Origin of the sequence: Gordonia sp. GONU, from assembly GCF_024733855.1 — a bacterium.
GTDB lineage: Bacteria > Actinomycetota > Actinomycetes > Mycobacteriales > Mycobacteriaceae > Gordonia > Gordonia amicalis.
Map to the genome: position 1 here is coordinate 125208 of NZ_JANRHB010000010.1, position 21432 is coordinate 146639.

Sequence of the window (21432 nt, forward strand, 5' to 3'; positions counted from 1 at the left end):
GGACGCGGTGATGTGGAGGTGTCGGTCAGTCGTCATGGTGTGCTCCGTCGTGATCAGGTCTGTGGTGGTGTCTGGGGGGTGGGCGGCGTTGACGCAGTGCGGCTTTGGTGACGACGATGACGCCGGTGATGGCTCCGACCATCAGCAGCACGAAGCAGCCGACGAGCGCCCAGTGCACTAGTGGTGTTGGTGGCATGGCTGGCTCGTCTCGTCGTGTTACGCGGCGGTGGTGTGGTCGGCGGGTGGGTCGAACCATCCGGGCGGTGGTGGAGTGCTCGCGTCGGTGAGTGTGTCTGTGGTGGTGTGTTTTTCGGGGGTGCACAGATACAGCGGACCGTTTTCGGCGGTGAGTGTTCGCCAGTGGGCGTCGAGGTGGGCGGTCCACCACGACGACAGTGCGGCGGGGTCTTCGCTCAGGCGGGCGGTCTCCCACGCTTTCCACAGCTCCTCGAGGCGGATGACGACTTCGTCGTGGCGCCACCACTGCGCGCACCAGCGGGTGTCGCGGTCGAAGCGTCCGGCTTTGATGTGGCTGAGCCAGTTGGTGAACCAGTCGGCGCCGGAGGTGAATCGCCAGTGCGCACGGGGGTCGTCGTCGGGGGTGTCGGTGTCGGGGGTGGTCATCAGAAGGTCCTTTCCCGGGTGGTGGCGGCGAGGGGCGGTGCAGTGGTCAGTGCTGTCTGCTGGGCTGCGCGTTCGGTCGCGCAGGCCTTCTTGGAGGCGTCGATCAGTTCGGCGTAGGGGCCGAGCCAGTAGGAGTTCTTGGTGGTGACGACGGTGCGGTTGCCGGAGGTGGCCAGTACTGCTCGTTCGGCGGGGAGTGCTTTGAGGTCGTCGATACCGAGAATGGGTTCGCTGGACCAGGATTCGCTGGTGCTGGTCGATCCCAGGCCGGAGTTGGAGTGCGAGCGGCTGCGGCGACGGACGTCGCGTTGGCCGATCATGCGGCTCAGGCCCGACAGGTAGGACTCGTTGTTCGATGATCCGGCGTAGATGTAGACGTTTGAGGAGTCCACGAGCATGTCGAGTTTGTCCTTGGACCACACTTTCGCGGCCTGGGCCAGCGATTGCAGCATGGTGACGATGACGATGCCCTGGCTGCCGAAGTGGGAGTACCAGTCGGGTAGTTCGGGCAGCTTGCACACGTTGGCGGCTTCGTCGAGCACTGCCACGACGGGCACCGGCAGGCGTCCACCGTTGCGCCGTGCTTGGGCGACGGAGGCTTTGAAGATGGTGTCGGCCAGGGCGGTGGTCAACGCGGTGGCCGATCCTGCCCCTTCCATCGACAGGGCGTACATGGTGTCGGTGGAGGTGACGAACGCTTGCGGATCGAACTTGGGCAGGTCGTGGCGAATGTCGTTGCTACCGACGGTGTTGTCGCCGTCGAACCGCACACGTTGGGGTGGGAGGACCGATCGGGCGTAGGCGGGCACGGTCATGACGTTGATGAACCGTCGCGCCATGTCGTAGAGGCCGTCTTGCTGGCGGGGGTTGAGGTTGGCGGCGGTGTCGATCTTGGCCGCGGCGTCGTGGTGGCCGTGGCGGGTCAACACCTGGCGGGCGACTTTGAGTTTGGGGTCGGTGAGCCAGCCGTCGACGTGTTTGAGGTCTCCCCCACCGACGGCTGCGGCCAGAATGTGCAGTGCCAGCAGTTCTTTGGCGCCGCCGTCGAAGTAGGCGTCCAGGCGTGATCCTTCGGCGGTTTCGGCGGCGGCGAAGATCGCGGCAAGCTCGCGGGCGTCGGAGAGTTCGTGCACGCACCAGAACGGGTCCCACCACCACTGCTGGCCCTGAGTGCCGGCGATGTGTTGGAGGTCCGAGAGCCAGATGGTGCCGCGGGTGCGTGGTGGTTCGCGCCGTTGGGTGCGATAGGCCCACAGTGCGCGCAGCCCTTGTCGGCTGGTGTCGGCCTTGGCGGCGTGGGTGGTGAGGTCGTTGCGGTCACGGACCCAGCGGGTGGCGTCGTAGATGTCGGGCTTGTTGGAGGTGGCGAACACTGCGCCGGGCGCCTGGCAGATCATCGGGATGGCGTAGCCGGTGGTCTTGCCGCATCGGGGTCCGCCGATGACGAGTCCGACCCACTCCCAGCTCATGTAGAGCGCGGATTTGCCCGATCCGATCAGCGATCCCAGCACCAGCCCGTAGTCGAGGTGCCCGGTGATGGCGTCGCGGCCGCGGAGGCGCTGCGCAGCGTGCTTGGCGTCGCGGGCGGTGATGGCGTGCAGTTCCCGGGGACGAGGAAGAAACTGTGCCACCTGGTCGAACTCACGCAGCACGGCGGTCGCGGCGCGATGACGTCCCACCACGACCGCGATCGCGACGGCGGCGATGACCGTGACCACCAGGAGCACGGTGGAGGCCACCGGCCAGTGGAAGGTGCCCTCGACGGCGGCGGTGGCCGGGTTGATCAGCACCGAGCCGGGCTGGCCGGTGAGCCAGCAGCCCGCCCGCCAGCACACGTAGATGATCGCCAGCAGCGCGAACACGGCGGCGGCGAGGTAGTAGCCGGCCATGGAGTCGTGTTGGCCGCGGTCGCGGCGATGGGTGGTGCTCACAGCTGGGCTCCGGTGTCGAGGGTGACGCTGGCCCCGACCTCGGGGACCGGGGTGGTCTGCCAGTCGCTGTCGCCAGCGGCGATCAACGCGGCTTCGGGGGCGGGTTCGGTGTCGGCGATGAGTTCACTCATCGAGCGGTGCCCGGCCCCGGCTGCGGCGTCGTCGACGTCGATGGCATAGTTCGCGGCCGAGGCCGACACCTGGTCGAGAAGATCGGTGTCGGCGACCTCGCCGAGGTCCTGGTCGCGGTCGCGGCCACCGATGGTGTCGGGGTCGACGCCGGCCTCACGCAGCCGCTCATCCCAGGCGTGCGCCCATTGCTCGGCGCGCTGCGCGGTGGCATTGATCTGAGCTTGCCGGGCGGTGTCACCGTCGCGGGCGGCCTCGGCCGCGGCTTCGCGCGCCAGATCGGCCGCGGCGTGTGCCCCGGCCCAGCGGGCCATCAAATCCGGTGTCAGAGGGTGACGTTCGGCGCTGGTGTCGGCGAAGTGGGGCGGTCGGGCGCCGGTGGCTCGCGCGGTGTTCAGGCGCTGCTGGGCTCGGGTCTGCTGGGAGCGTCGGCGGTGCTGTTGGTTGCGGACCTGGCGCAGTACTTCGTCGGCGTGGCGGCGGGATCGGCGCATGATCGTGCGGATTTCGTCGAAGATGTCGTCGACTTCGCGGCTGGTGTCCTGGGGGACGCTCTGTGGGTCGAGCATGGTGTGCCCTTTCTGTGAGGTGCGGGTTGCTGCTGGGGCGGCCGGTGGGTCAGGTGTCGGCGCGGGGGTAGGTGGCGACCTTCCACTGGCCGTCGACGCGGACGAGATCGGCGGTGACGGTGAACTTCCGGAACGAGGTCACCGTGGCGTCGATGCCGAGCACTGTCTGGATGACGGTGCCGCGCGCGCTGGCCTTGTCCGGTGAGATCAGCACTGCTGAGGCGCCCTCGACGCGGGCGGTGATGACGTCGAGAGATTGCTTCCATGCGCCCCACTGGGCGCTGGGACGCACCGTTGCCGAGCTGTTGGCGGAGTCCAATGCCTGGCCGGTGAGGGTGGCGCGGGTGCGGCGCAGTGCATCGGTGGGTGAGGTGTCGGTGGCGGGTTGCCAGCTGAACATGGTGGTGACGGTGGTGGTGAACACCCCGATCGGCTCAGCGCGATCGGGCAGGCCGGGCGGGCTGCTGTAGTGCTCGCCGTGGTCATGGTCATGTGCGGGTTCGGTGGTGTCGTCGCTGCCGGAGCATCCGGCCAGTGCGGCGATCAGCACGATCGCGAGGACGACCAGGAGGTGGCGGTGGTGGTGGTTCATCGGTTCTTCTCCGGAAGCCCTTGATCGGCGAACTGTTTGGCGTAGGCGATGACTTTCTGGCCGTACGGGCGGGTCTGGGTGTCGTAGTCGCCGCCGGTGGGTGTTCCGCCGGCGTTGAGGACCGCGCCGACTCCGGCGTTGTAGGCGTAGGCGTAGAGAATTTCGCGGCCTTCGGCGGGTTCTTTCACTCGGCCGGAGGCGATTGCGGCGTCGATCTGTTTGGCGTTGGCGCAGGAGAACCGTCCGGCGGCCATGACGGCGTCGCCGATGTCGGTGGCCGAGGCGCGGCCGTTGCCGTCGTCGTCTTTGGCCCAGGACGGGTAGGTGTAGTCCATGAACTGCATCGGCCCCTTCGCTCCTGCCGGGGACACCAGGGAGGCGTTGAACCCGGTCTCTTGCTTGCCGATTCCGCCGAGGAATGCCGAGCTGATCTGCGGGCACAGCAGTCCGGCTTTGCGGAACCACGGCTCGTAGGCCGGTGGGACCCGTCCGGCGGCGAGGTTGTCGACTCCCCCGCCGTGCTGGTCCTCGACCGGGCCGCAGTCGGCGCCCTCGTCAGCGCTGATCCCGCCGGTGACGCCTGGTGCGGTGTAGACCTCATTGCCGCGGGGCATGCCGTGGCCTTCGACGGTGGCGTGGACGTGGTCGAAGTGGTTCTGGGTGGGGTCGCCGCGGTCGTTCATGACGTTGGACTTGCCGACCACCGGGTAGTAGGTCTGGCGCCAGATCGTGTACTCGAGCTTGAAGTGCTTCTTGTTGTCGAGGATGTATTTGTTGACGGCGTTGCCGAGCGCGATCCCTTGCGCGGAGGTGTAGTTGGGGATCATGACGTCGACGGCGCGGCCGGACGGGTGGTCGTTGAAACCGCCGCCGTCGGCACGCCAGCCGCCGATGGTCTGAATCTGCGGGAACTTCGCGGCGATCGCGCGGGCGAGGCGGATGGAGTCGACCTGGAAGTGCGCTTCGGAGCCCTTGGACTTCGGTAGCGGCGGCAACGGGCCCGACGGCCCCGACGGTGCGGGCGGCCCACTGGGTGCGCCCGCGGGCGGGGGCACCGCGGCGGCGTTGAGGAACGTGCCTGCGGGTGCCGGTTTCTTGCCGGTGACCCCGGCGGTCTTGGAAGTGGTCGGCCAGGCGCCCCAGCCCTGGGAACCCAGGACGCGGTTGGCGACCTCCATCTGCTGTTCGCGGGTGGCTTTGTCGGCGGTCGGCGCGTACTGCGCTCCCCCGGCGCCGGTCCAGGTCGACGCCGCGAACTGCAGTCCGCCGTAGTAACCGTTGCCGGTGTTGATCTTCCAGTTGCCGCCTGATTCGTGTTTGGCGACGGCATCCCAGTCGGCGGCGGTGACGACGTCGGAGGCGGGGATCACGCGTGGGGCGGTGAGCACGCGCGGACTGCCCGGTTGGGCGGGCGCGCGTCCGGCCGGGGCGGCGCCGGGTTCGGGGCTGGTGGACACCCACCCGGCTGGATCGACTGAGTGGCCGCCGGTGAAGTCGCGGTGTCCGCCATCCCACACCTCGAAATGCAGGTGCGGGCCGGTGGATTGGCCGTCGTTGCCGAGCTTGGCGATGTGTTGTCCGGCGGTGACTTTCTGACCGGCTTTGACCAGCACACCGTCGGCGAACATGTGCCCGTACACCGTGGACCACACGTGCCCGTTGATGTTGTGGGTGAGCACGATCCAGTGCCCGAACCCCGACGCGGTCCCGGCGGCGGTGACGGTGCCGTCGGCGGCGGCGTAGATCGGCGCGCCGATCGCCCCGGCGAGGTCGATACCTTCGTGCATCGCGCCGTCGCGTGGGCCGTAGCCGGAGGTGATCTGAAAGTCCTTGACTTTCATCGGCTTGACCTTGGCGCCGGGTGAGTGGGAGGCGTCGGCGGGTTGGTCGACACCGCCGGTCAGCGGCAGGCAGGAGTCGTCGTCGCCGGCGACGGAGATGATGAGGGTGCACGAGGCGAAGAACCCCATGACCAGTGCCAGCAGTGGCACCAGCAGTTTGGAGGCGTTGCCCTCACCCACGAGGCAGGTCCCGGTAGTCGGTGGGGTCGCGGTCGAGGTCGCGGACGTGTTCGGTCAGCGCCTTGTTCATCGAGCGCACGACCTCCAGGCGGGTGGCCCATTCGCGGTCTCGGGCGGTGACATCGCGGCCGACCCCGGCCGCCCGGCACCACCGCATGACGCTGTTGGTGCCGGCGCCGATGTTGGCGGCGACGTCGGCGGCCGCGGCGGTCAGCGACAGCGAGGTGCGGGCGAGCAGCTCGGCGACGGCGCGCACTGCCAACCGCCGGACTTCCTCGGGGTGGGCGGTGCGGCGCGGGTTGGGTTCGACCACCCAGTCCTGCACCTGCTCCCAGGCGCTGGGTAGCGGGTCGATTGGGGTGGCTGTGCCCGGGTCGCTGTCGGTGCTCATGCCGCGGCTCCGGACTGGGCGCCGCGGCCGCGGTTGAAGCGCTTGTTGGTGTTGTGCATCTCGGTGGCGCGCTCGGTGGCGGTCAACCGCATCTGCACCGGGATACCGGGCTGCTCACCCTCTTTGATCAGGAACTTGCCCATACCCGGGGGTACGGTGTTGGTTTCGGTGCCGGTGGCGCGGACCCCGTCGGCCCAGTCGGTTTCGTTGATCTCGGAGACGACGGGGTCGTCGATGCCGCGGGGGGTGGTGGCCCACTCGGCGAGGGTGGCGGCTTCTTTCTCGTTGAGGTTGACCTTGCCTTCCATCAGCGAGGCTTCGTCCTCGGGTAGCGGGAAGCACACCTTGACTCGGGCGCGGTCGAGGAAGCCCATGGCGCGCTGGCGATCTTCCATGGAGTCGAACGCCTGGAGGTCTTTGACGGTGTGGGTGGTGAACAGGCTGCCGGTGCCCTGTTCGCGCTGGACGCGGGTGACTTCGTCGACGCGCCAGACGATGCCGTTGCCGACGCCGAGCACCAGCGAGAACTCGTCGCACACCAGGTCGTAGTTGCGGGGTTCTTGCAGGCCGTGATCGGAGAGCAGATGGGAGGCTTCGACGGCGGAGAATCCGTCGGACCAGCACGCCAGGAGTACCGCGGCGCGCAGCTTGCGGGCGTTGGCCGGTAGCCGGGACATGTCCACGCACACCCCGAGGGCGTCGATGTCGATGGGTTCTTTGGTGGGGGCGTTGAAGATCTCGCCGAACTGCCCCGACACCAGCTGGTCGAGCGACTGGCGCAGGTTCTCGGTCAGCAGCAGGTAGCGGTCGACGGCGATCGCGTCATGCGGACGGCGGCCCAGGGCGCCGGAGGCATCGAGGAGGTCCTGGTGGGCGCGACGCACCTCCGGATTGGTGTCGGCGTCGCGGGCGGTGGCGTCGATGAGAGTTTGCGGGACTTGGCGCAGCAGGTTGAGCACATCGCCGGGTAGGGGCGCATTGGTCAGGGTGAACTCGTTGGCCGTGCCGTAGAGCACCCGCAACGCGGTGGTCAGCAGCGTCTCCTCGTGCGGGGCGATCGGGCGGCCGGAGCTGATCTCAAGGAGCCCGGTCGCGGCGGTGACCTGGCGGGCCCGCATTTCGCGTTCGGCGAGTTGGCGTGCGGCGGTGGGCAACCGGGCGATGAGGTTGCCGAAGGTGCCCACGGCGAGGGGGTTCATCGGCGAGTCGAATCCGACGCTGGTGACCTGCGGGGTGACCGGTGTGATGCCGTCCTCGCGGTGCTGAACCCGGCCGTCGCTGTCGTGGAGGACCATCTGGCGCATCATGTTGACGAAGTCGGGGCGGTGATCGCCCATGATGAGCGGGCGGACCCCGGTGGCCAGGTCGTGGCACACAATGCGCCGGTTGAGGGTGCTTTTTCCGAATCCGTTGAGCCCGAACACCATCGCTGAGGGTGCGGTGATCTGTCCGGCCTCGAACCAGCCGATCTGGTCGAACCCGACGGGCTGTCCGGTGTCGAGGTGCGAGCCGACGGGCGCGCCGTCCAGAGGTGCCGAGGCGCCGATGGGGAACGGGTAGAACCCCGGCACGTGCGCGGTGGTGCCGCGCAGCTCGTTGGGGCGGCGCACGTGGGCGACGCGGCCGCCGCCACGCCCGTCGAAGCCGCGGTTGGTGCGGATCAGGGTGGGCACGTCGAACTGGATCGGCCGGGCAATGGCGGCGTCGTGGCGTTCCCGGCGGCGGGTGTCGTTGTCGAGTTTCTGTCGGGCGAGGTAGCCGCTGATCCCACCGCTGCGGGCGGTGTCGAGCAGGTCCTCGCGGGTGTCGTCGTCGTAGAACGTGGTCGGCTTCGTCGAGCGTTCCTTGGTGCTCGGCCGGGTGGCCGAGGCCGCACCAGCATTCAGGCGCAACGTCGACGGCGTGGTGTCGCCGCCGGTGGCGGTGGTGGTGGCGGCCTTGTGGAGGTCAGTGACAGTCATGGTGGGGCGTCTCGCAATCGGTTAGCGGTGGCGGTGGCGCAGGGCTTCGTCGGTGATGTCGCCGTGTTCGGGCAGCAGCACCCCCAGCCCGGTTCCGGCGGCGAACAGTTCGGCGTGGCGGTCGTAGCCGTTGCGCACGCCGAGGCGGGCGAACAGCGGCAACCGGGCTCGTAGGGCGTCCACCGACGGCGTGCGGGGACGCGGCTCGGTGATCGTCAGCGTGGCGCCGAAGCGCTGCAGCACGGGCTCGAACGTGAGCCGAATGGGGTCGTCGGGGTGAATGGTGTCGGCGATGCAGGTCGCCCGCCAGGTGATCGCCAGCCGGGTGCGCGGGGTGGTCGGGTCACGCTCGAGCAGCTGGGCCAGGACCGAACCCATGGCGTGTGGCGGTTCCAGCACGTGCGGGGCGATCACCCAAGTCGCCGACAGCAGGTCGTTGTGGCAGAACACATCCCGCACCCGGTGTGGTGTCGAGTCCGGTGCGATGTCGGCGAACGTGGGCGAGGCGTCATCGGCCAGGCCACCGCGGTAGGCCCGTACCCCGACCGCGGCGACCTGCGCTGCGGTCAGCGGCGTGGTGTCCAGCCCGGCGGCGTGCAGGGACCCGATCAGCGTGTGCAGGCGTCGGCCCACTTCCACTGCCATCTCGTCGGGGGTGGTCTTCATTGCCGAGGTGGCCGCGACGAAGGTGACCGCGAGATAGGTGTCGGTGGCGAGGTCGGCGACGTCGAGGCGGTAGTGGTGCTCTGTGTCCAGCCATTGCCGGTGTGCGGTGTCGGTGCGCGGGAAGGTATCGGCGACGGCGGTGACCGCGACGACATCCCAGGCGTCGGCACCGAAGTCGATGCGGGTGTAGTCGCACAGTTGTTGCCAGTCGCGCAGCGTCGCGCCGGTCGCGGCGAGGATCACCGTGTAGTGGCCGGTGGCGTGTGCCCGGATCAGGCCGTAGTCGTGGCCGCCGGCCGAGCGGTGCTCGGTGATCGACAGGACGGTGTTGATCTGGGGCAGGGATGCCGCCGAGGAGGACAGGCGGGCGCGGGAACGCTGCAGCAGCGAGGTCAGGGCGGGAAGCGTCGGCATCGCAGGGTGGTCCTTTCTGTCCTGGTCAGGCGGCGAGCTTGTCGGAGACGGTGCTCTCTTCGGAGAGCACGACACCGAAACCCAGTCCGGCGCAGAAGGTGACGAGTTGTTCGTCGCGGGTCGGTTCGAGTGGGGTGGCCGCCGAGAGGCCCAGATCGGTGACGAGGGTGTCGATCTTCTGGGTGTCGGCACCGATGGGGCAGGTGGCGGTCACGATCATCGACACCCGGGTCACGCCGGCGCCGCGGGCCTGTTCCTGGCGGGCACCTTCGGCGCTGTCGAGGCGCACGAGTGCGCGTTCGGGCAGTTTGCCGACGTTGGTGCGCACGGCCTGGCGGGCATCGTTGTGGTCCTTGTTGACGATGGTGGTGGCTTGGGCCGGGGTGTAGGGCTGGTAGACGAAGGTGACTCGTTTGCGCGGTACGTCGCTGTGCGGGGACAGCAGATCGGCGAGCACGTTGGAGTCGAACGGCGCCTCGGGTTCGTTGCGCATCGTCCACGACATCGACTGCGCCGCATCGTGAAGCAGGCGGCCGTGCTGGTCTGAGGCTGAGGTCGGTCCGCAGTCTTCCCACCGCAGGCGCATCGGTTCACCGCTCATCAGACCGATTTCGAGGTCGAGCTCGTCGGCCGGGGAGAAGCTGCGGCGGGCGATGGCGCAGATTTCGCGTTCGAGCATCGGCCGTACTCGCAGACCGGCGGCGTGGCAGTAGTCCCGAATCCGTCCGAGGCGGCGCGCCAACTCGTTGCCCATGTCGGTGGCGTCGCGTTTGCGGTGCATGGTGTCGGCGCGCCAGGTCAACCCGATCCGCGCTTCCAGGCGCACTTCGGCGGTCGGTACCGCTTCGGTGGCTTCGATGATGATCTTGCGGGCCAACGCTGGCGCAGTGTCTTTGAGTCGCGACCGCACGATGCTGGAGGCCCGCATCCCTGATTCGGGCAGGGTTTCCATGGTGACCGTGGCGGCCACGAAGTCCGGTGATTGCCCGAGGAAGGTGAGCATGTCGCCGAGGCGGGCAACCCAGCGGTCCCGCACGGGCTGGTCATTCCACTCCCCGCCCTGGGGCCAGGTCCGCAGTACCAGGGTGTAGAAGTTCTTCGACGACAATTTGATCAGACCGAACGGTGCCGATCCGTCGCCGGGTGAGAAGTTGAATGTCTCGGCGGTGGCCAGCGGTCCCGGTGGTGGGGTGCCGTCGGGGATCATGGTGAACGGCCCCGACCGCACCAGGGTCTCACCGGCACGGCGCGACTTCGACACCGCCCGTGCACCCATGCCCAGCTCCCAGGCTGAGCGGCCTCGCAGCGACACGACCAGCGGCACGAACAGCACAGCCAGGGTGAACGGCAGCCCGAAGAACTTGATCACCCCGGGCAGCGGCAGCATCAGCCCGACGACGGCGATGAACAGGAACCCGAGCAGCACCATCGTCGAGAACATGGTGAACCCGAATGCGCCGGAGGACCGGAACGCCGCCGCGGGGCGGTACAGCAGTCGGCGGGTGCCGGCTTTGTCGGTCATGACAACCTCTTTCGACAGTCAGAGAGATGGGTCGGTGGTGGCTAGTGCGCCATGGCGTGTTCGTTCCAGCCCGAACGCATCGGCGGTGGACTGCTCAGGGACGGGTCAGCACTGGTGGTGGCTTCGACTTCGGATTCGACGCTGTCGCTGACGGTTTGCATTGCTGCCCCGGCGAGTCCGCCGGCCGATCCCATCGCGTCGCCCAGCCCGGAGGTGGGACCGCCGCCTCCTCCCCCGCCGCCGGAGCTGGCCTGGCCGCCCTGTCCACCGGAGAGGGCGGGTTGGGCGCCGGGCCCGCCGCCACCGGATGGTGGTGGTGGTGAGGGTGCTGATGCCGTGGAGATACCGCCCGAGGGTCCGCCGCCGCCGCGACCGGCGATCGAGGACATCCCGCCCGCGCTCGCGCCGCCGCTGGCCCCGGCGGTCGCCCCACCCGAGGCGGCCGCGGCCGCGACCTTGCCTGCCGCGACACCGGCACCGATGGCCGCACCCGCTGCTGCGGCACCTGATCCGCCGCCGCCCATGCTTGCCACGGCGGGGGCGATCAGGCGCATGAGCGCGGGTAACACGAACGCGCACAGCATCATCAGCACCATGCCCAGGACCACCTGTTGGGCGTTGTCTTTGGAGGCTCCGGCGCGAAAGGCCACGAAGTAGGTCAGCGCGCCCACGGGTTTGAACAGCAGGAATGCCACCGACCACGCGATAAGTCGCTGGTAGCTCTGCGAGCCGGGTCCGGTGCCGGAGAATGCGGCGGCCACCGGTAGCGCGGCGACGACCAGCAGCAGCATCGCCTCGCGCACCACCAGCAACGCCAACTGCAAGAAGGCTCCGAGGAATCCGACGAGGGCGAAGATGCCGATGGCGGTGGTGCCCAGCGCGGAGTTGGTCAGCAGGTTGAGTTTGAGGAAGTTCTTGATGACGTCGCCGTTGCCGCCGCCGGCGGTCACTGATTCGCTGACCAGCCAGTTGGAGATGCCGTCGGCGATGCGGCCGCCCACGGTCAGTGCCAGCGGGATCGCGGCGGTGGCCATCGCTGAGCGGAAGATCAGTTTGAAGCCCTCTTCGGCGTCATCGGCCAGGGAGCGTTTGCGGTCGATCATCATCCGTAGGCCGAAGAACATCAGCGAGAACGTCAAACCAACGATCTGGATTTGCAGGGTGTGATCATGGACTTCCTGCATGAGGGAGGACTTGTTGTCCAACTGGGGGTTCGGGAGTTTGATCCACCACGCCATCGCCCACGTCAGGACGGTCTGGTAGCCCTCGAGTAGCGAGTTGACGATCTTCTCGAATGTTCCGCCGACCACGCTGCCGGCCACATTGCTCGCGGCGTTGCCCGCGGCGCCGCAGACGGTCCGGCTCAACGGTCCCAGGGCGTCGCACAGCGGGTTCGCTGCGGCCGTGCCCGCACCGGCCCACGAGGACACCGTCGCGGCGATCAGCGCCACCACGACCGCGGCGTGGGTGCGTCGGCCGGTCAGGGCAGCGCGCACACGCCCTCGTCGGCCGGAACGCGCTTCCCGGAGGTGAGAGTCGTTGTGGTGGTTCACCATGGGGTCCACCCATCGCCGGTGGTCGAGATGAGCAGGCGGCTCGGTTCGGTGCCGGGTTCGGGGACCACCCATTTCCACTGACCGTCGCGCCAGACCATGTCGACGCCGACCGAGATGGCGGTGAAGCCGTCGTCGCGGTTGAGAGGTTGGGCGAACTCGACGTGGGCGAAGTCGGTGGAGTAGGTGGTGACGCGGACCGCGACCGGCACATCCCGGATCTGCGCGGGCAACTCAGGGTTTCCGGCATAGATTTGCGCGCCGTTGGTGCGCAGGTTGTCGGCCTCGGGACGTGCGGCCTCGGAGACCACGGCCGCGCGATCGAGTAGAGCGACGTTTTGGTCATCGGGTGCCCAGGTGGCGCGCTGGCCGATCTGCCAGGCGGCCAGTGCCGCGCCCTGCGGGGTGTGGGCAAATCCGGTGGGTACCCCGTCGGTGCTGATCGCGGTCGGACCGTCGGAGGTGGAGAATGGGATGGTCGCGCCGTACACGCGCTGCCACATCAATCCCTTCGGCGGCGGGAGCACAGCCTCAGGGTCATCGGTGTCGGAGGGGTCGGTGGTCTGCGGGAGGACCTGGCCGAGCGGGTTGGTCGGGGTTTCCACCCGGCGGCCGCGGGTGTCGGTGGTGGGCATCCCGAACGCGTCGTCGGGCAGCCGGGTCACCGGGGTTTGCGGCGGCAGCGACGTCGGTGTGTCCGTGGCGGTGACCTGTGGCGGCGGTGCTGACGAATCGCCATCATCGCCGCGGATGGCGACCAGCACGGCCGCGCCGATGACCATGGTCAACACCAGCAGCGACAGCACCAGTGTGGTGCTCTTGTAGCCACCGGACTGGCGCAGTGAGTGCACCGCTGCCAGTCGGCCGAGGTCGTCGTCGCGAGGATCGGGGGTGCTCATGGGGTTACGCTCCTGTCAGTGCGACCATGTCGGTCGGCGTGGCCGAGATCGCATCCACCGGTGAGGCACCCGCCGCGGCGTCGGGCAGCAGCAGCCGCCAGTCACCGAACGCCGGTGCCCACACGACCGTGGTGTGATTGACCGTCATCGAGCGGTCCGGCAGCCGGGTGTAGATGTCGACCGATGCCTTGTCGGGGGTGAACGCGGTCAGTTTCCAGCCCTGCACCTGCGGCGCCTGACCGGCTGGCACGCCGGACGTGGTCGACAGCTGAATGCGGTTGGTGATGAAGTCATCTCGCGCTTGTCCCGGTGCGAGGAGTTCACGCACAACCTGGGGCCACTGGTCATCGAGCGCGACCGAGAGACGCACGATGGCATTGACCGCGGCCAACCCCGCGCCCGGAGGGGTGCGGTCGAACCCTCCCGGGGCGATGACATCGGACATCTCGTGGGGGCCTTCGGCGGCTTGGGGAAGGCGCATCCCGTTGAACTCCACCCACCGCAGATCGGTGGGCGGCGCGGTCAGCGGAATCTGTTGCGGCGTCGACGGCGTGGCCGTGTCGGGCTCTGATCCGCACCCGGCGAGCAGGCCGATCACCGTGCACACCAGGCCGAGGAGGGTGATCGGTGTGGTGATCAGCCGAATACCAGCACGGCCGCCGCGATGTTGCCGGCGATCGCGACCACCCACACCCCGAAGATGATCTTGGTGAACCACTCCCCCGCGGGGATCTGGGAGAACGGATGCTCGCGCACCTTGTCGAAGGCGATCGAGGCGCCCAGAAAGACTAGGTGTAGCAGCGCGAGCATGTTGGCTACGAACACGAACCAGCCGCCGATCAGGGTGATGTTGCTCATCACCTCGGGGGGTAGTTTCGCGTAGGCCACTGTCATGGTGGTGTTCATCGCTGTAGCTTTCGGTCCGCACGGCTCACTGCCCGCCCGCGGCCTGCAGGATCGTGGCGCCCGTCGCGATCACCATCGTCCCGACGATCGCGCCGATCGCGATCTTCACGCCCTTGCTGTCGCCGCGATCGGTGATCTTGTCCCATGCGATGAAGCCGCCGCCGACGACGATCGCCACCGCGCAGGCGAAGTAGGCCAGGAAGGTGGCCCACCCGCCGAAGGTGTTGAGCCGATCAGACAGGCCGGGAATCGGGATGGGGTTGAACGCCACGTAGGTGGTGGTGGCCGAGGCCAGGGTGGACTGGAGCATGATCTCTTCCTTCTCGTGAGGTGTGGAGGGTTGTGCAGTTGTGCCGTTACGGGGTTGTGCTGTTGTCGTTCGACATCACCGCGACCGCGGCGTCTCGCAGGCCCTGGCCGACGGCGGCGATGTCCGGGGCGACGACGGTGCGCGGATCGGACCGCCGCGCGGCCGGCGCGGGATCGGGGCCGGTCGAGGGCAGCTCGTTGAGCGGGGTGTCGACGAGGAAGTCGTGCCAGGAGATGTGCCACACGTTCGCGAAAAGGCCCGACCCGACCAGCAATTCGCGGTCGCGCCGGAGCCGGGCGGTCGGCTTTCCCTTCCGCCCGGCTACCAGCACCAAACCCAGCAACTGCACATGGGCTGGCGCATTGTTCGTCGCGTATTGGCGGGCGGCCAGCGACGCTGCGGCCAGGCCGCGCGCCGATTCTCGCGCAACGAGTACCGCGAACGGTGGCTCGTCGGCCCGCCCGGGCCACAACTGGCCGGAATCGCCGACATGCTCGAGCTGGGCCGCGAGCGTGGATACACCAGCACCGCCGTGGCAGCCCACGGCCGCCACCAGATGCGCCGGTAACCGGGTCGTGCGCCGCCCCAACATCTCCGATGCGCTCGGCGGCAAAATCGACGCACCCCGAATCGCTCCGGCGTTCTGCGCCGCCGACACCGTCTCCACACTCGCGGCCATCGTTGTTATGCCCCCTTCGGCGTGAGCTGCGGGAAGGTGACCTTGAGACCCGGGACGGCCTTCTCGGCGTGCCGGGAGAGGTCGACAGCGGCGTCGGTGACGGTCTTGCGCACCTGATCGGCGGCACCGCCCAGTGCCTTGTAGGGGGCTTCGGCCTGCTCAGCGGTCCAGTTCGCGGTGTAGGTCTGTCCGCCGATGGTGGTCTCGGCGTTGACATCTCCACCGACGCTGACCTGGTAGTGCACCGCAGGTAGACCGGCCTTGGTCGCCTGGTCGGCAGGTAGGTGGAGCTCGAACTGGTTGGCGCCGGGGTTGGGCAGCGGAGCGGGTTGCGGGCGGGGTTGCGGGGCGCGGCGGTTCGGGTCGGGCTGGCCGGGCAGTCCGGGCTGACGCGGGTTCGCGCCCGGATCTCCGGCACCGAGTGCGTGCGCGAGGAGTCCGCCGGCCGTTCCACCGGCCACACCGCCGACGATCGCCGCGGGGATACCCAGGGCGGCGGCACCGATCGCCGCACCGGCTGCGGCGCCGATCGCTGCGCCCGTTCCGGTGTGCGCGCCTGGGAAGGGCACCACCATGGTCGACCCGATGACTGCGCCCACGCCGGTACCGATCAGCGCACCACCGACACCGCCGGTCACTGCGGCGGGCACGCCGAGGGCGACCGCACCTGCGGTGCCGCCGAGCGCCACGCCGATGATGGTGGCCGCGGCCTGGCGGGACGCTTCGTCTTCGGGAACGCCGACCGAGATGAGGCCCTGGGCGATCTTCGCTTCGCCATAGGCCGACCACTCGTTGATCGAGACCCGCTGACGGTCGGTCAGCCAGGGAGCATCACGTTTGAGCTGGTCTTCCTCGACGAGGAAGTTGCCCACGCGCAACGTCTTCGGGGGCGGGGCAATCGGGCGGACCGGCGCGACCGGGCGGGGCAAGGTGTAGGCCCGCGGCGGTGCCGGGTTGTAGACGGTGTCGTAGTTGGGCTGGTTGTACGCCTGCGGATCGGCGTAGGGCCGATACGGAGCTTCCCGGGGCGGTGCCGGAATTGCGCCCGGACCGGGGTTGTAGTTGTAGCTTGGCGCAGTCTGCTGCGGAGGTGCGACCGGTGGGGTTGCGTCGTCGCCACCACCGCCGACGCCGCCCTGCTCGAACCCGTCGTCGGTCTCGCCCTGGTCGACACCGCCCTGTTCGTAGGCTGCGGCAGGGCTGTCGACCAGGAGGGTAGCGCCGAAGGAACCGGAAACCATCAGCGCAGCAAGCACTGTCCCGACGAACGGGGTGGCTGGTGGGGTGGTGCGGTGCCGGCGTTGTGCCCGCGACCGCCGGGGCGGGGTGTCGAACCGCGGAGACGTGACCGCTGGTGAGGTGAGGTACATGGGAGGGGGTGACCTTTCTATTTCTTATTTCGTGTGACAGACGCGATGTAGGTGCGTTCGCCGATCTGGGTGGTGGTGATGTTCTGGACATCGGGGTCGGGATCGCGGGTGCCGTCGGGCAGGATCAACGTGACCTCCACGCGGTAGGTATCGGCGCCGGTCTCGTCGATCGACAGGCAATACCGCGCTTGGGGATTGAGCGTGTCGATGCTTGATTGCAGATCGACAGCGCTGCCGATGCCCTCGACATTGGACGAGGCCATCGCCCGCGCGGCCGGCCCCGAACGCCAGTGGAAGTAGGCGTAGTTGAACGCTTTGATCACGTTCGGGCCCGACGTCAGGTCACCCGGGTCGCGGCCGGTGGTGGTGGACCCTTCGGTGGTCGAGGGGCATTCCACTGCATCGGAGAACGGGTCTGGGGTGTCCATGGCGGCGACCGGATCGGTGATGCCGTCGCCTCCCCCGCCGCCAACGACCGCTTTGATCGAGAACACGATCACCAGCACCGCAACGACGATCACGCCCACCGAGGCGCCCACGATCAGCAACCACCGACGTTGCCCCCGTGCCGGAGGCGCCGGAGGTGGCGTACTTCGAGCGACAGTCGGTGTGGGATAGACAGTCTCGACGTAAGGGTCGTCCTCGACATCCTCAAACTCGACGACCTGGGGGTCCTCGTGGGCGGCGTAGCTGTAGTGGTTGTCGTCGAGGGGTTCGACGTCATCGATGGGTGCGGTGATGTCCTGCTCAGCAGGCGTCGGCTCGTCGTTCCACTCGGTGGGCTGGTCCGGGTGAGGTTCGGCGGTGTGCAGCCAGGTCTGCACACTCGGATCGTTCTGCCAACCGGTACTCATCCGAACTTCACCTCGCCCCCGGGGCGGTATGCGCGGGTCCAGCGATCGCACTCGGCGAGGTGCCAGTGCAGAGGGTGTTCATCGCCGAACACACCGCGGCGGGCCGCGGTCAGGGAGAACGGGTCGATGGTGTGCAGCGTGTTGTCGAACACGTCGCGGTAGGTGGCGCCGACCAGCAGTTCTTCCGGCAACGAACCGTTCGAACCAACCACCAGCACAACGCTGTTCGCGTCGAGACGGTAGCCGCGGTCACCGGGCAGTACGCACCGCGCCCGTTCGTCGTACGCTTCTTTGAGCCGCGTGATGCTGTGGCCGTTGCCCATCCCCCATCGAGTCGACGCGCAGCCGTTCTCGTCGGTCAGGATCACCGCTGTGGCCGGGTCGGTGACTGCGGTGACCAGATCGACGGGACTCAACCACACCGGCTCACCTGCCTGCGGGTTGATGGGACGGCCCGGATGTCCGAGGTTGTGAGAGACATGTCCCCCGAGCGGGGGTCGGATTGCACTGTCACTGAACATGTACTCGCTCCTTCCGGAGTGATTCGCTGGGTGCGTGAGTGGAAGAGAATGGGTCTAGCTGGCGGTGGTGGTTCGACCACCACCACAAGCGCGGCACAACCCGCGCCCGCACACGCGGGAAGGGTTGGCCGAGAGGACGATCAGACTCATTGCGAGGCCCCGCTGAGGAACGGCGGCAGCCCGGACGCGCCGCCGGGAGGTGTGGTTTGCGGGACCGATGAGGCCCCCGAGGGAACTGTCTCGGACGGAGCCGATGGTGACGAGGTGCCGAGCTCCCACGGATAAGCCGGTTCCGACGTCGCAGCGCTCGGCGGCAACGACGTCGTGGTCAACGATGGAAGTGTCGACGAACCAGCAGACCCCTCCCCGAACAGCCACGAGAAGTCATCGCCGCCGCTGCCGCTATCGGGCGAGTTCGACGACCCGCCGTCCTTGCCGGCGATGTCGCGTGCGGCCGCCACAATCCAGTCCCCGATCAACTTCGTCGGGGGCTGGCCTGTCGGTGTGGCCGAGACCTCCGAGTACGAGGCGTGTTGCTTGGCCGCATCCCAGTACTTCAACAGCGAGGACACCTTGAACAGGTCGGAGTTCGCTTGGAACTCGGACTTGAACGCGGTAAACGCCTCAGAGACAAGACGTTCCTGGGTTGCCGGTGGGACCAGCGTGACCGCTGCCTGGCCCAGCTTCGCCCCCAGAATGCCGACGATGGCCAACGGATTCGCAGCACCCGCGGTGGCGATCGCAGCGATCGTGCCCGGAGTAGCGACCGTCTGCACAACGGTCTTTACCGCGTTGAACCCGATCGTGCCCACCTTGATCACCGCCGACAGCGCATCCTGCACACTCGGCAACGGCGTACGCGGGTCCGAGGCCACCGCCAACCGCTCCGACAACGTCTGGCGCGGTTGATAACTCAACGATTCGAGGTTGTTCTCCGACGCCTGCACATCTTCATTGACTACCGGTACCGCGGTCTTCACTGCGGTCAGTGCCAGCGCTTCGGCGATCGTCGACAACGACCCGATCGGATCGTCCGGGTTGAGTTCCGACTGGCCGGCGATGTTGGTGACCAACCGCGCCAACGGAGCATTCGCCGGGGCATCGCAAGCGAGATCGCCAGGCGTGCACGCCGACAGATAGCGCCCCGCGATGGCCTGGTACGACGTGTCCTCAACGTCGCCGACAGGGGCGATACCGCCGCCCGGCGCGTTGGTCGTCGACACCGCCACGACCTTGGACACGTTCGCGCCGCTGGTCCCCGGCACCGGGTCAGGAGAGGTCTGCCCCGGCTTACCGGGGAACAACGGCGCACCCTCAGGTCGGCCGGGATCGCCGAGATTGGCTAACAGAGCCAGCTTGTCGGCGCCGATCGCTGCTTTGCCACCGACGATGTCGTTCAAAACGATCCGAGTGACGTGAGCGCCCTGGGAGTAACCGACCAGACCGAACTTCGTGGCCGGACACGCGGCGGCCTTGTCTTTGATCCAGGACAAGGTCTTGGCGACTGCGCCCTGAACGGACTGCTCGTACGGGACCTTTCCGCCAGCCACAGCACCACCGAAGCCAGCGTCATAGGGTACATACGCACGGTCCATATCCCCGCGCGCGGCCGTGATCGCCGGATGGAGTACCTGGGACAGGAACCCCGCGTCCTTGGACGGATCAGCGTCTGGCGACGACTGGCCGGTGCCCTGCACCGCGTACACCATCAGACCCGGGCAACCCCCCGGCTGCGCTGGCGCCGCCGACACGTTCCCGACCCCGACACTGGCCAGGGCGATAACCGCCGTAGCCATCACCGCCAAGGCCGCCCCCCAGGGCGAGCGTCGCGAGTCCTGTCCACCCCTCTGGACAGGATCAATCACCTCTACACTGGTCACCGGGCCGGCCCCCCATCGAAAGACAGGGAGCTGACCCCTCCGGCGACCACACGCGAGCCGTTCGACGGCAAATCAATCGCGCTCGCGTGCAGTCGCCAACCACCGCTCCGGAGAGGGACTGTTCGACGGCAATCTGACCGTCCCTCTCCGGAGCCTGGGACCCGTGCCATCGATCGAAAGTCGACAGCAACACGCCCAGACCAATCTGGCCCACGAGGATCGGGCTCAAGAAGGTTCGTCATGCGAGTCCTTCACTCCAAGGGTTTCCTCGAAGCTGTAGGAGCAGCCCACCCCAGACGACCGTTGTCAGCCCATACCCGCAGGTACACTGCTCAACGCCCGCCTCGATGCCCGCACATACCGCATCGAGCTGGTATTCACCCGGTCCGGACGCCGTTCGAGTCGCCAAACTTTGCAGCGTCCGGGCCGGGGTCAAACTCGTAGTCTGAGACCCTGTGTCTAATTGCTGTGCATGTGTATCTCCAGTGCATAAGCTGCTCTATTGGCGGCTCAACCCTACAAACGGCTTTCATTATCCGAGCGCCAGTCCGAACTATAACCCGATGCTAAACCGAATGTAAACCGACGGTAGCCTTGCACTAGTGACATTTGGGGAGGGGGCTGCCCCGGAACGGGTCCACGGCGCTTAGAGTGCGGGTGTGGCCGATGCTTTGCGCTTTGGGCGCCTCGTGCAGCGGCGCCGGCAGGAACTGGGACTGTCGCAAGCCGACATAAGCCTCGCCGGCGGGCCGAGTGACGCGACTGTGCGACGCCTCGAGCAGGGTTTGATGGCTAAACCGCGGTTCGTCACGTTGACTAAGCTGGACGCTCCGCTGCGGTGGTCCGCGGGAAGCGCCGCTCGCGCTTTCGAGGGAGGAGATCCGAAACCTCTGCGAGATGAGCCCACGACCGATCTGGCCGCGGGCACGAATGACCCGATCTCTTCTCGCCCCACACGTCCCCTGACGCCCTCTGCGTACGGAGTGTTCATTCGAACCGACGCGCTGGCCGAACTGACTCGGAAGGTGCGCGCTGTCGATGACCTGTCGCCTTCGCTCGCCGAGGACCAGCGCGTTGTGGTGTCGAATCTTCGTCATGCGACCGACAGATTGACCCGAGCGTGGATAATCAGGCAGGCAGAAATAGCGCGTCGTGACGGCACTCTCGCTGATCTGATCCTCGTTCTTGATGATCATCTGCGAATGCCGCCGCCGGAAGGCGAGTCCGCCTCAGACAGCGATGACCTCAACTACTTGAGGTGGCTAGCCGGCTACTCGATGTCGATGCCTCAGGTTCGGCGATACGAAACGCGTTTCGCTGAGTTCGTAGCGAGTCAGTCAGAGCAGGTTGACTGACACGGAGTCGGTGCTCTCCTCATGCGTTGCTAGGTTCGGTGGCCCTGCGGGTCGGGTTGGTCTAATACAACCTCCAACCCGACCCGAGAGCACTATCCGGCAAAACCAGTCTTTAGGCCGCGCAGTCTTTGTTCATCGCGTCGCGCCACAAGACGCCATTGGTGGTGGCAAACCGAAGGTACACCGATACTAGACCGAAATGAAGGGTAAACACCCTGCGCGTCCGTCGAACGCGGGCGAATCCGAGGCTCGCCTGCGGCGGTACGGTTTGGCAATCCCTTGCGT

At 67.7% G+C, this 21432-nt stretch carries 20 protein-coding genes; 1 reads left to right on the forward strand and 19 read right to left on the reverse strand.

All coding sequences use genetic code 11. The features are described 5' to 3' along the window. Positions 1 to 216: 216 nt before the first annotated feature. The 19 genes from NWF34_RS12265 to NWF34_RS12365 form a co-directional block, all read right to left on the reverse strand. Complete coding sequence (locus NWF34_RS12265) at positions 217 to 624, reverse strand: DUF4913 domain-containing protein (RefSeq protein ID WP_075862452.1); 408 nt, start codon at positions 622 to 624, stop codon at positions 217 to 219. Beyond that, complete coding sequence (locus NWF34_RS12270) at positions 624 to 2555, reverse strand: type IV secretory system conjugative DNA transfer family protein (protein ID WP_075862451.1); 1932 nt, start codon at positions 2553 to 2555, stop codon at positions 624 to 626. The genes NWF34_RS12265 and NWF34_RS12270 overlap by 1 nt, the downstream gene beginning before the upstream one ends. Beyond that, positions 2552 to 3253: a hypothetical protein gene (locus NWF34_RS12275; RefSeq protein ID WP_075862450.1), complete on the reverse strand. Its 702-nt coding sequence runs from the start codon at positions 3251 to 3253 to the stop codon at positions 2552 to 2554. The genes NWF34_RS12270 and NWF34_RS12275 overlap by 4 nt, the downstream gene beginning before the upstream one ends. A 49-nt stretch (positions 3254 to 3302) precedes the next feature. Next, complete coding sequence (locus NWF34_RS12280; protein ID WP_075862449.1) at positions 3303 to 3845, reverse strand: hypothetical protein; 543 nt, start codon at positions 3843 to 3845, stop codon at positions 3303 to 3305. Beyond that, complete coding sequence (locus tag NWF34_RS25375; RefSeq protein WP_075862448.1) at positions 3842 to 5866, reverse strand: transglycosylase family protein; 2025 nt, start codon at positions 5864 to 5866, stop codon at positions 3842 to 3844. Before NWF34_RS25375 ends, NWF34_RS12280 begins: the two co-directional genes overlap by 4 nt. After that, entirely contained in the window at positions 5859 to 6257 is a 399-nt protein-coding gene (locus tag NWF34_RS12300; RefSeq protein WP_139319388.1) for a hypothetical protein, read from the reverse strand. The genes NWF34_RS25375 and NWF34_RS12300 overlap by 8 nt, the downstream gene beginning before the upstream one ends. Beyond that, a complete protein-coding gene (locus NWF34_RS12305) occupies positions 6254 to 8218 on the reverse strand; it encodes a hypothetical protein (protein WP_075862446.1) in 1965 nt (654 codons plus the stop codon). The genes NWF34_RS12300 and NWF34_RS12305 overlap by 4 nt, the downstream gene beginning before the upstream one ends. Before the next feature lie 21 nt (positions 8219 to 8239). Beyond that, positions 8240 to 9298 carry a hypothetical protein gene (locus NWF34_RS12310; RefSeq protein WP_075862445.1) on the reverse strand — a complete coding sequence of 353 codons (1059 nt, stop codon included), beginning with the start codon at positions 9296 to 9298 and terminating at the stop codon, positions 8240 to 8242. 25 nt (positions 9299 to 9323) lie between these two features. After that, the gene (locus NWF34_RS12315; RefSeq protein ID WP_075862444.1) at positions 9324 to 10820 is read right to left on the reverse strand and encodes an SCO6880 family protein; all 1497 of its coding nucleotides are present in this window, start codon (positions 10818 to 10820) and stop codon (positions 9324 to 9326) included. Between the two features lie 41 nt (positions 10821 to 10861). Next, a complete protein-coding gene (locus tag NWF34_RS12320; RefSeq protein WP_139319387.1) occupies positions 10862 to 12316 on the reverse strand; it encodes a hypothetical protein in 1455 nt (484 codons plus the stop codon). 53 nt (positions 12317 to 12369) lie between these two features. Continuing rightward, on the reverse strand, positions 12370 to 13272 hold the full coding sequence (locus NWF34_RS12325) for a hypothetical protein (RefSeq protein ID WP_075862442.1): 903 nt from the start codon (positions 13270 to 13272) through the stop codon (positions 12370 to 12372). Positions 13273 to 13276: 4 nt separating this feature from the next. Continuing rightward, positions 13277 to 13963, reverse strand: coding sequence for a hypothetical protein (locus NWF34_RS12330; RefSeq protein ID WP_139319386.1), 687 nt, complete (start codon positions 13961 to 13963; stop codon positions 13277 to 13279). After that, entirely contained in the window at positions 13909 to 14130 is a 222-nt protein-coding gene (locus tag NWF34_RS12335) for a hypothetical protein (protein ID WP_258325153.1), read from the reverse strand. The genes NWF34_RS12330 and NWF34_RS12335 overlap by 55 nt, the downstream gene beginning before the upstream one ends. Before the next feature lie 73 nt (positions 14131 to 14203). Then, positions 14204 to 14488, reverse strand: a complete 285-nt coding sequence (locus NWF34_RS12340; protein ID WP_075862441.1) for a hypothetical protein — start codon at positions 14486 to 14488, stop codon at positions 14204 to 14206. 46 nt (positions 14489 to 14534) lie between these two features. Next, the gene (locus tag NWF34_RS12345) at positions 14535 to 15155 is read right to left on the reverse strand and encodes a hypothetical protein (protein ID WP_258325154.1); all 621 of its coding nucleotides are present in this window, start codon (positions 15153 to 15155) and stop codon (positions 14535 to 14537) included. 17 nt (positions 15156 to 15172) lie between these two features. After that, positions 15173 to 16537, reverse strand: a complete 1365-nt coding sequence (locus tag NWF34_RS12350) for a hypothetical protein (protein ID WP_075862438.1) — start codon at positions 16535 to 16537, stop codon at positions 15173 to 15175. A 17-nt stretch (positions 16538 to 16554) separates the two neighbouring features. Beyond that, positions 16555 to 17391 carry a hypothetical protein gene (locus tag NWF34_RS12355; protein WP_075862437.1) on the reverse strand — a complete coding sequence of 279 codons (837 nt, stop codon included), beginning with the start codon at positions 17389 to 17391 and terminating at the stop codon, positions 16555 to 16557. After that, a complete protein-coding gene (locus tag NWF34_RS12360) occupies positions 17388 to 17912 on the reverse strand; it encodes a hypothetical protein (RefSeq protein ID WP_075862436.1) in 525 nt (174 codons plus the stop codon). Before NWF34_RS12360 ends, NWF34_RS12355 begins: the two co-directional genes overlap by 4 nt. Before the next feature lie 146 nt (positions 17913 to 18058). Further along, positions 18059 to 19609: a cutinase family protein gene (locus NWF34_RS12365; RefSeq protein WP_258325155.1), complete on the reverse strand. Its 1551-nt coding sequence runs from the start codon at positions 19607 to 19609 to the stop codon at positions 18059 to 18061. 842 nt (positions 19610 to 20451) lie between these two features. On the opposite strand from NWF34_RS12365, the gene NWF34_RS12370 reads away from it, so the two are divergent. Next, positions 20452 to 21147, forward strand: a complete 696-nt coding sequence (locus NWF34_RS12370) for a helix-turn-helix domain-containing protein (protein WP_231742572.1) — start codon at positions 20452 to 20454, stop codon at positions 21145 to 21147. Positions 21148 to 21432: the final 285 nt, after the last annotated feature.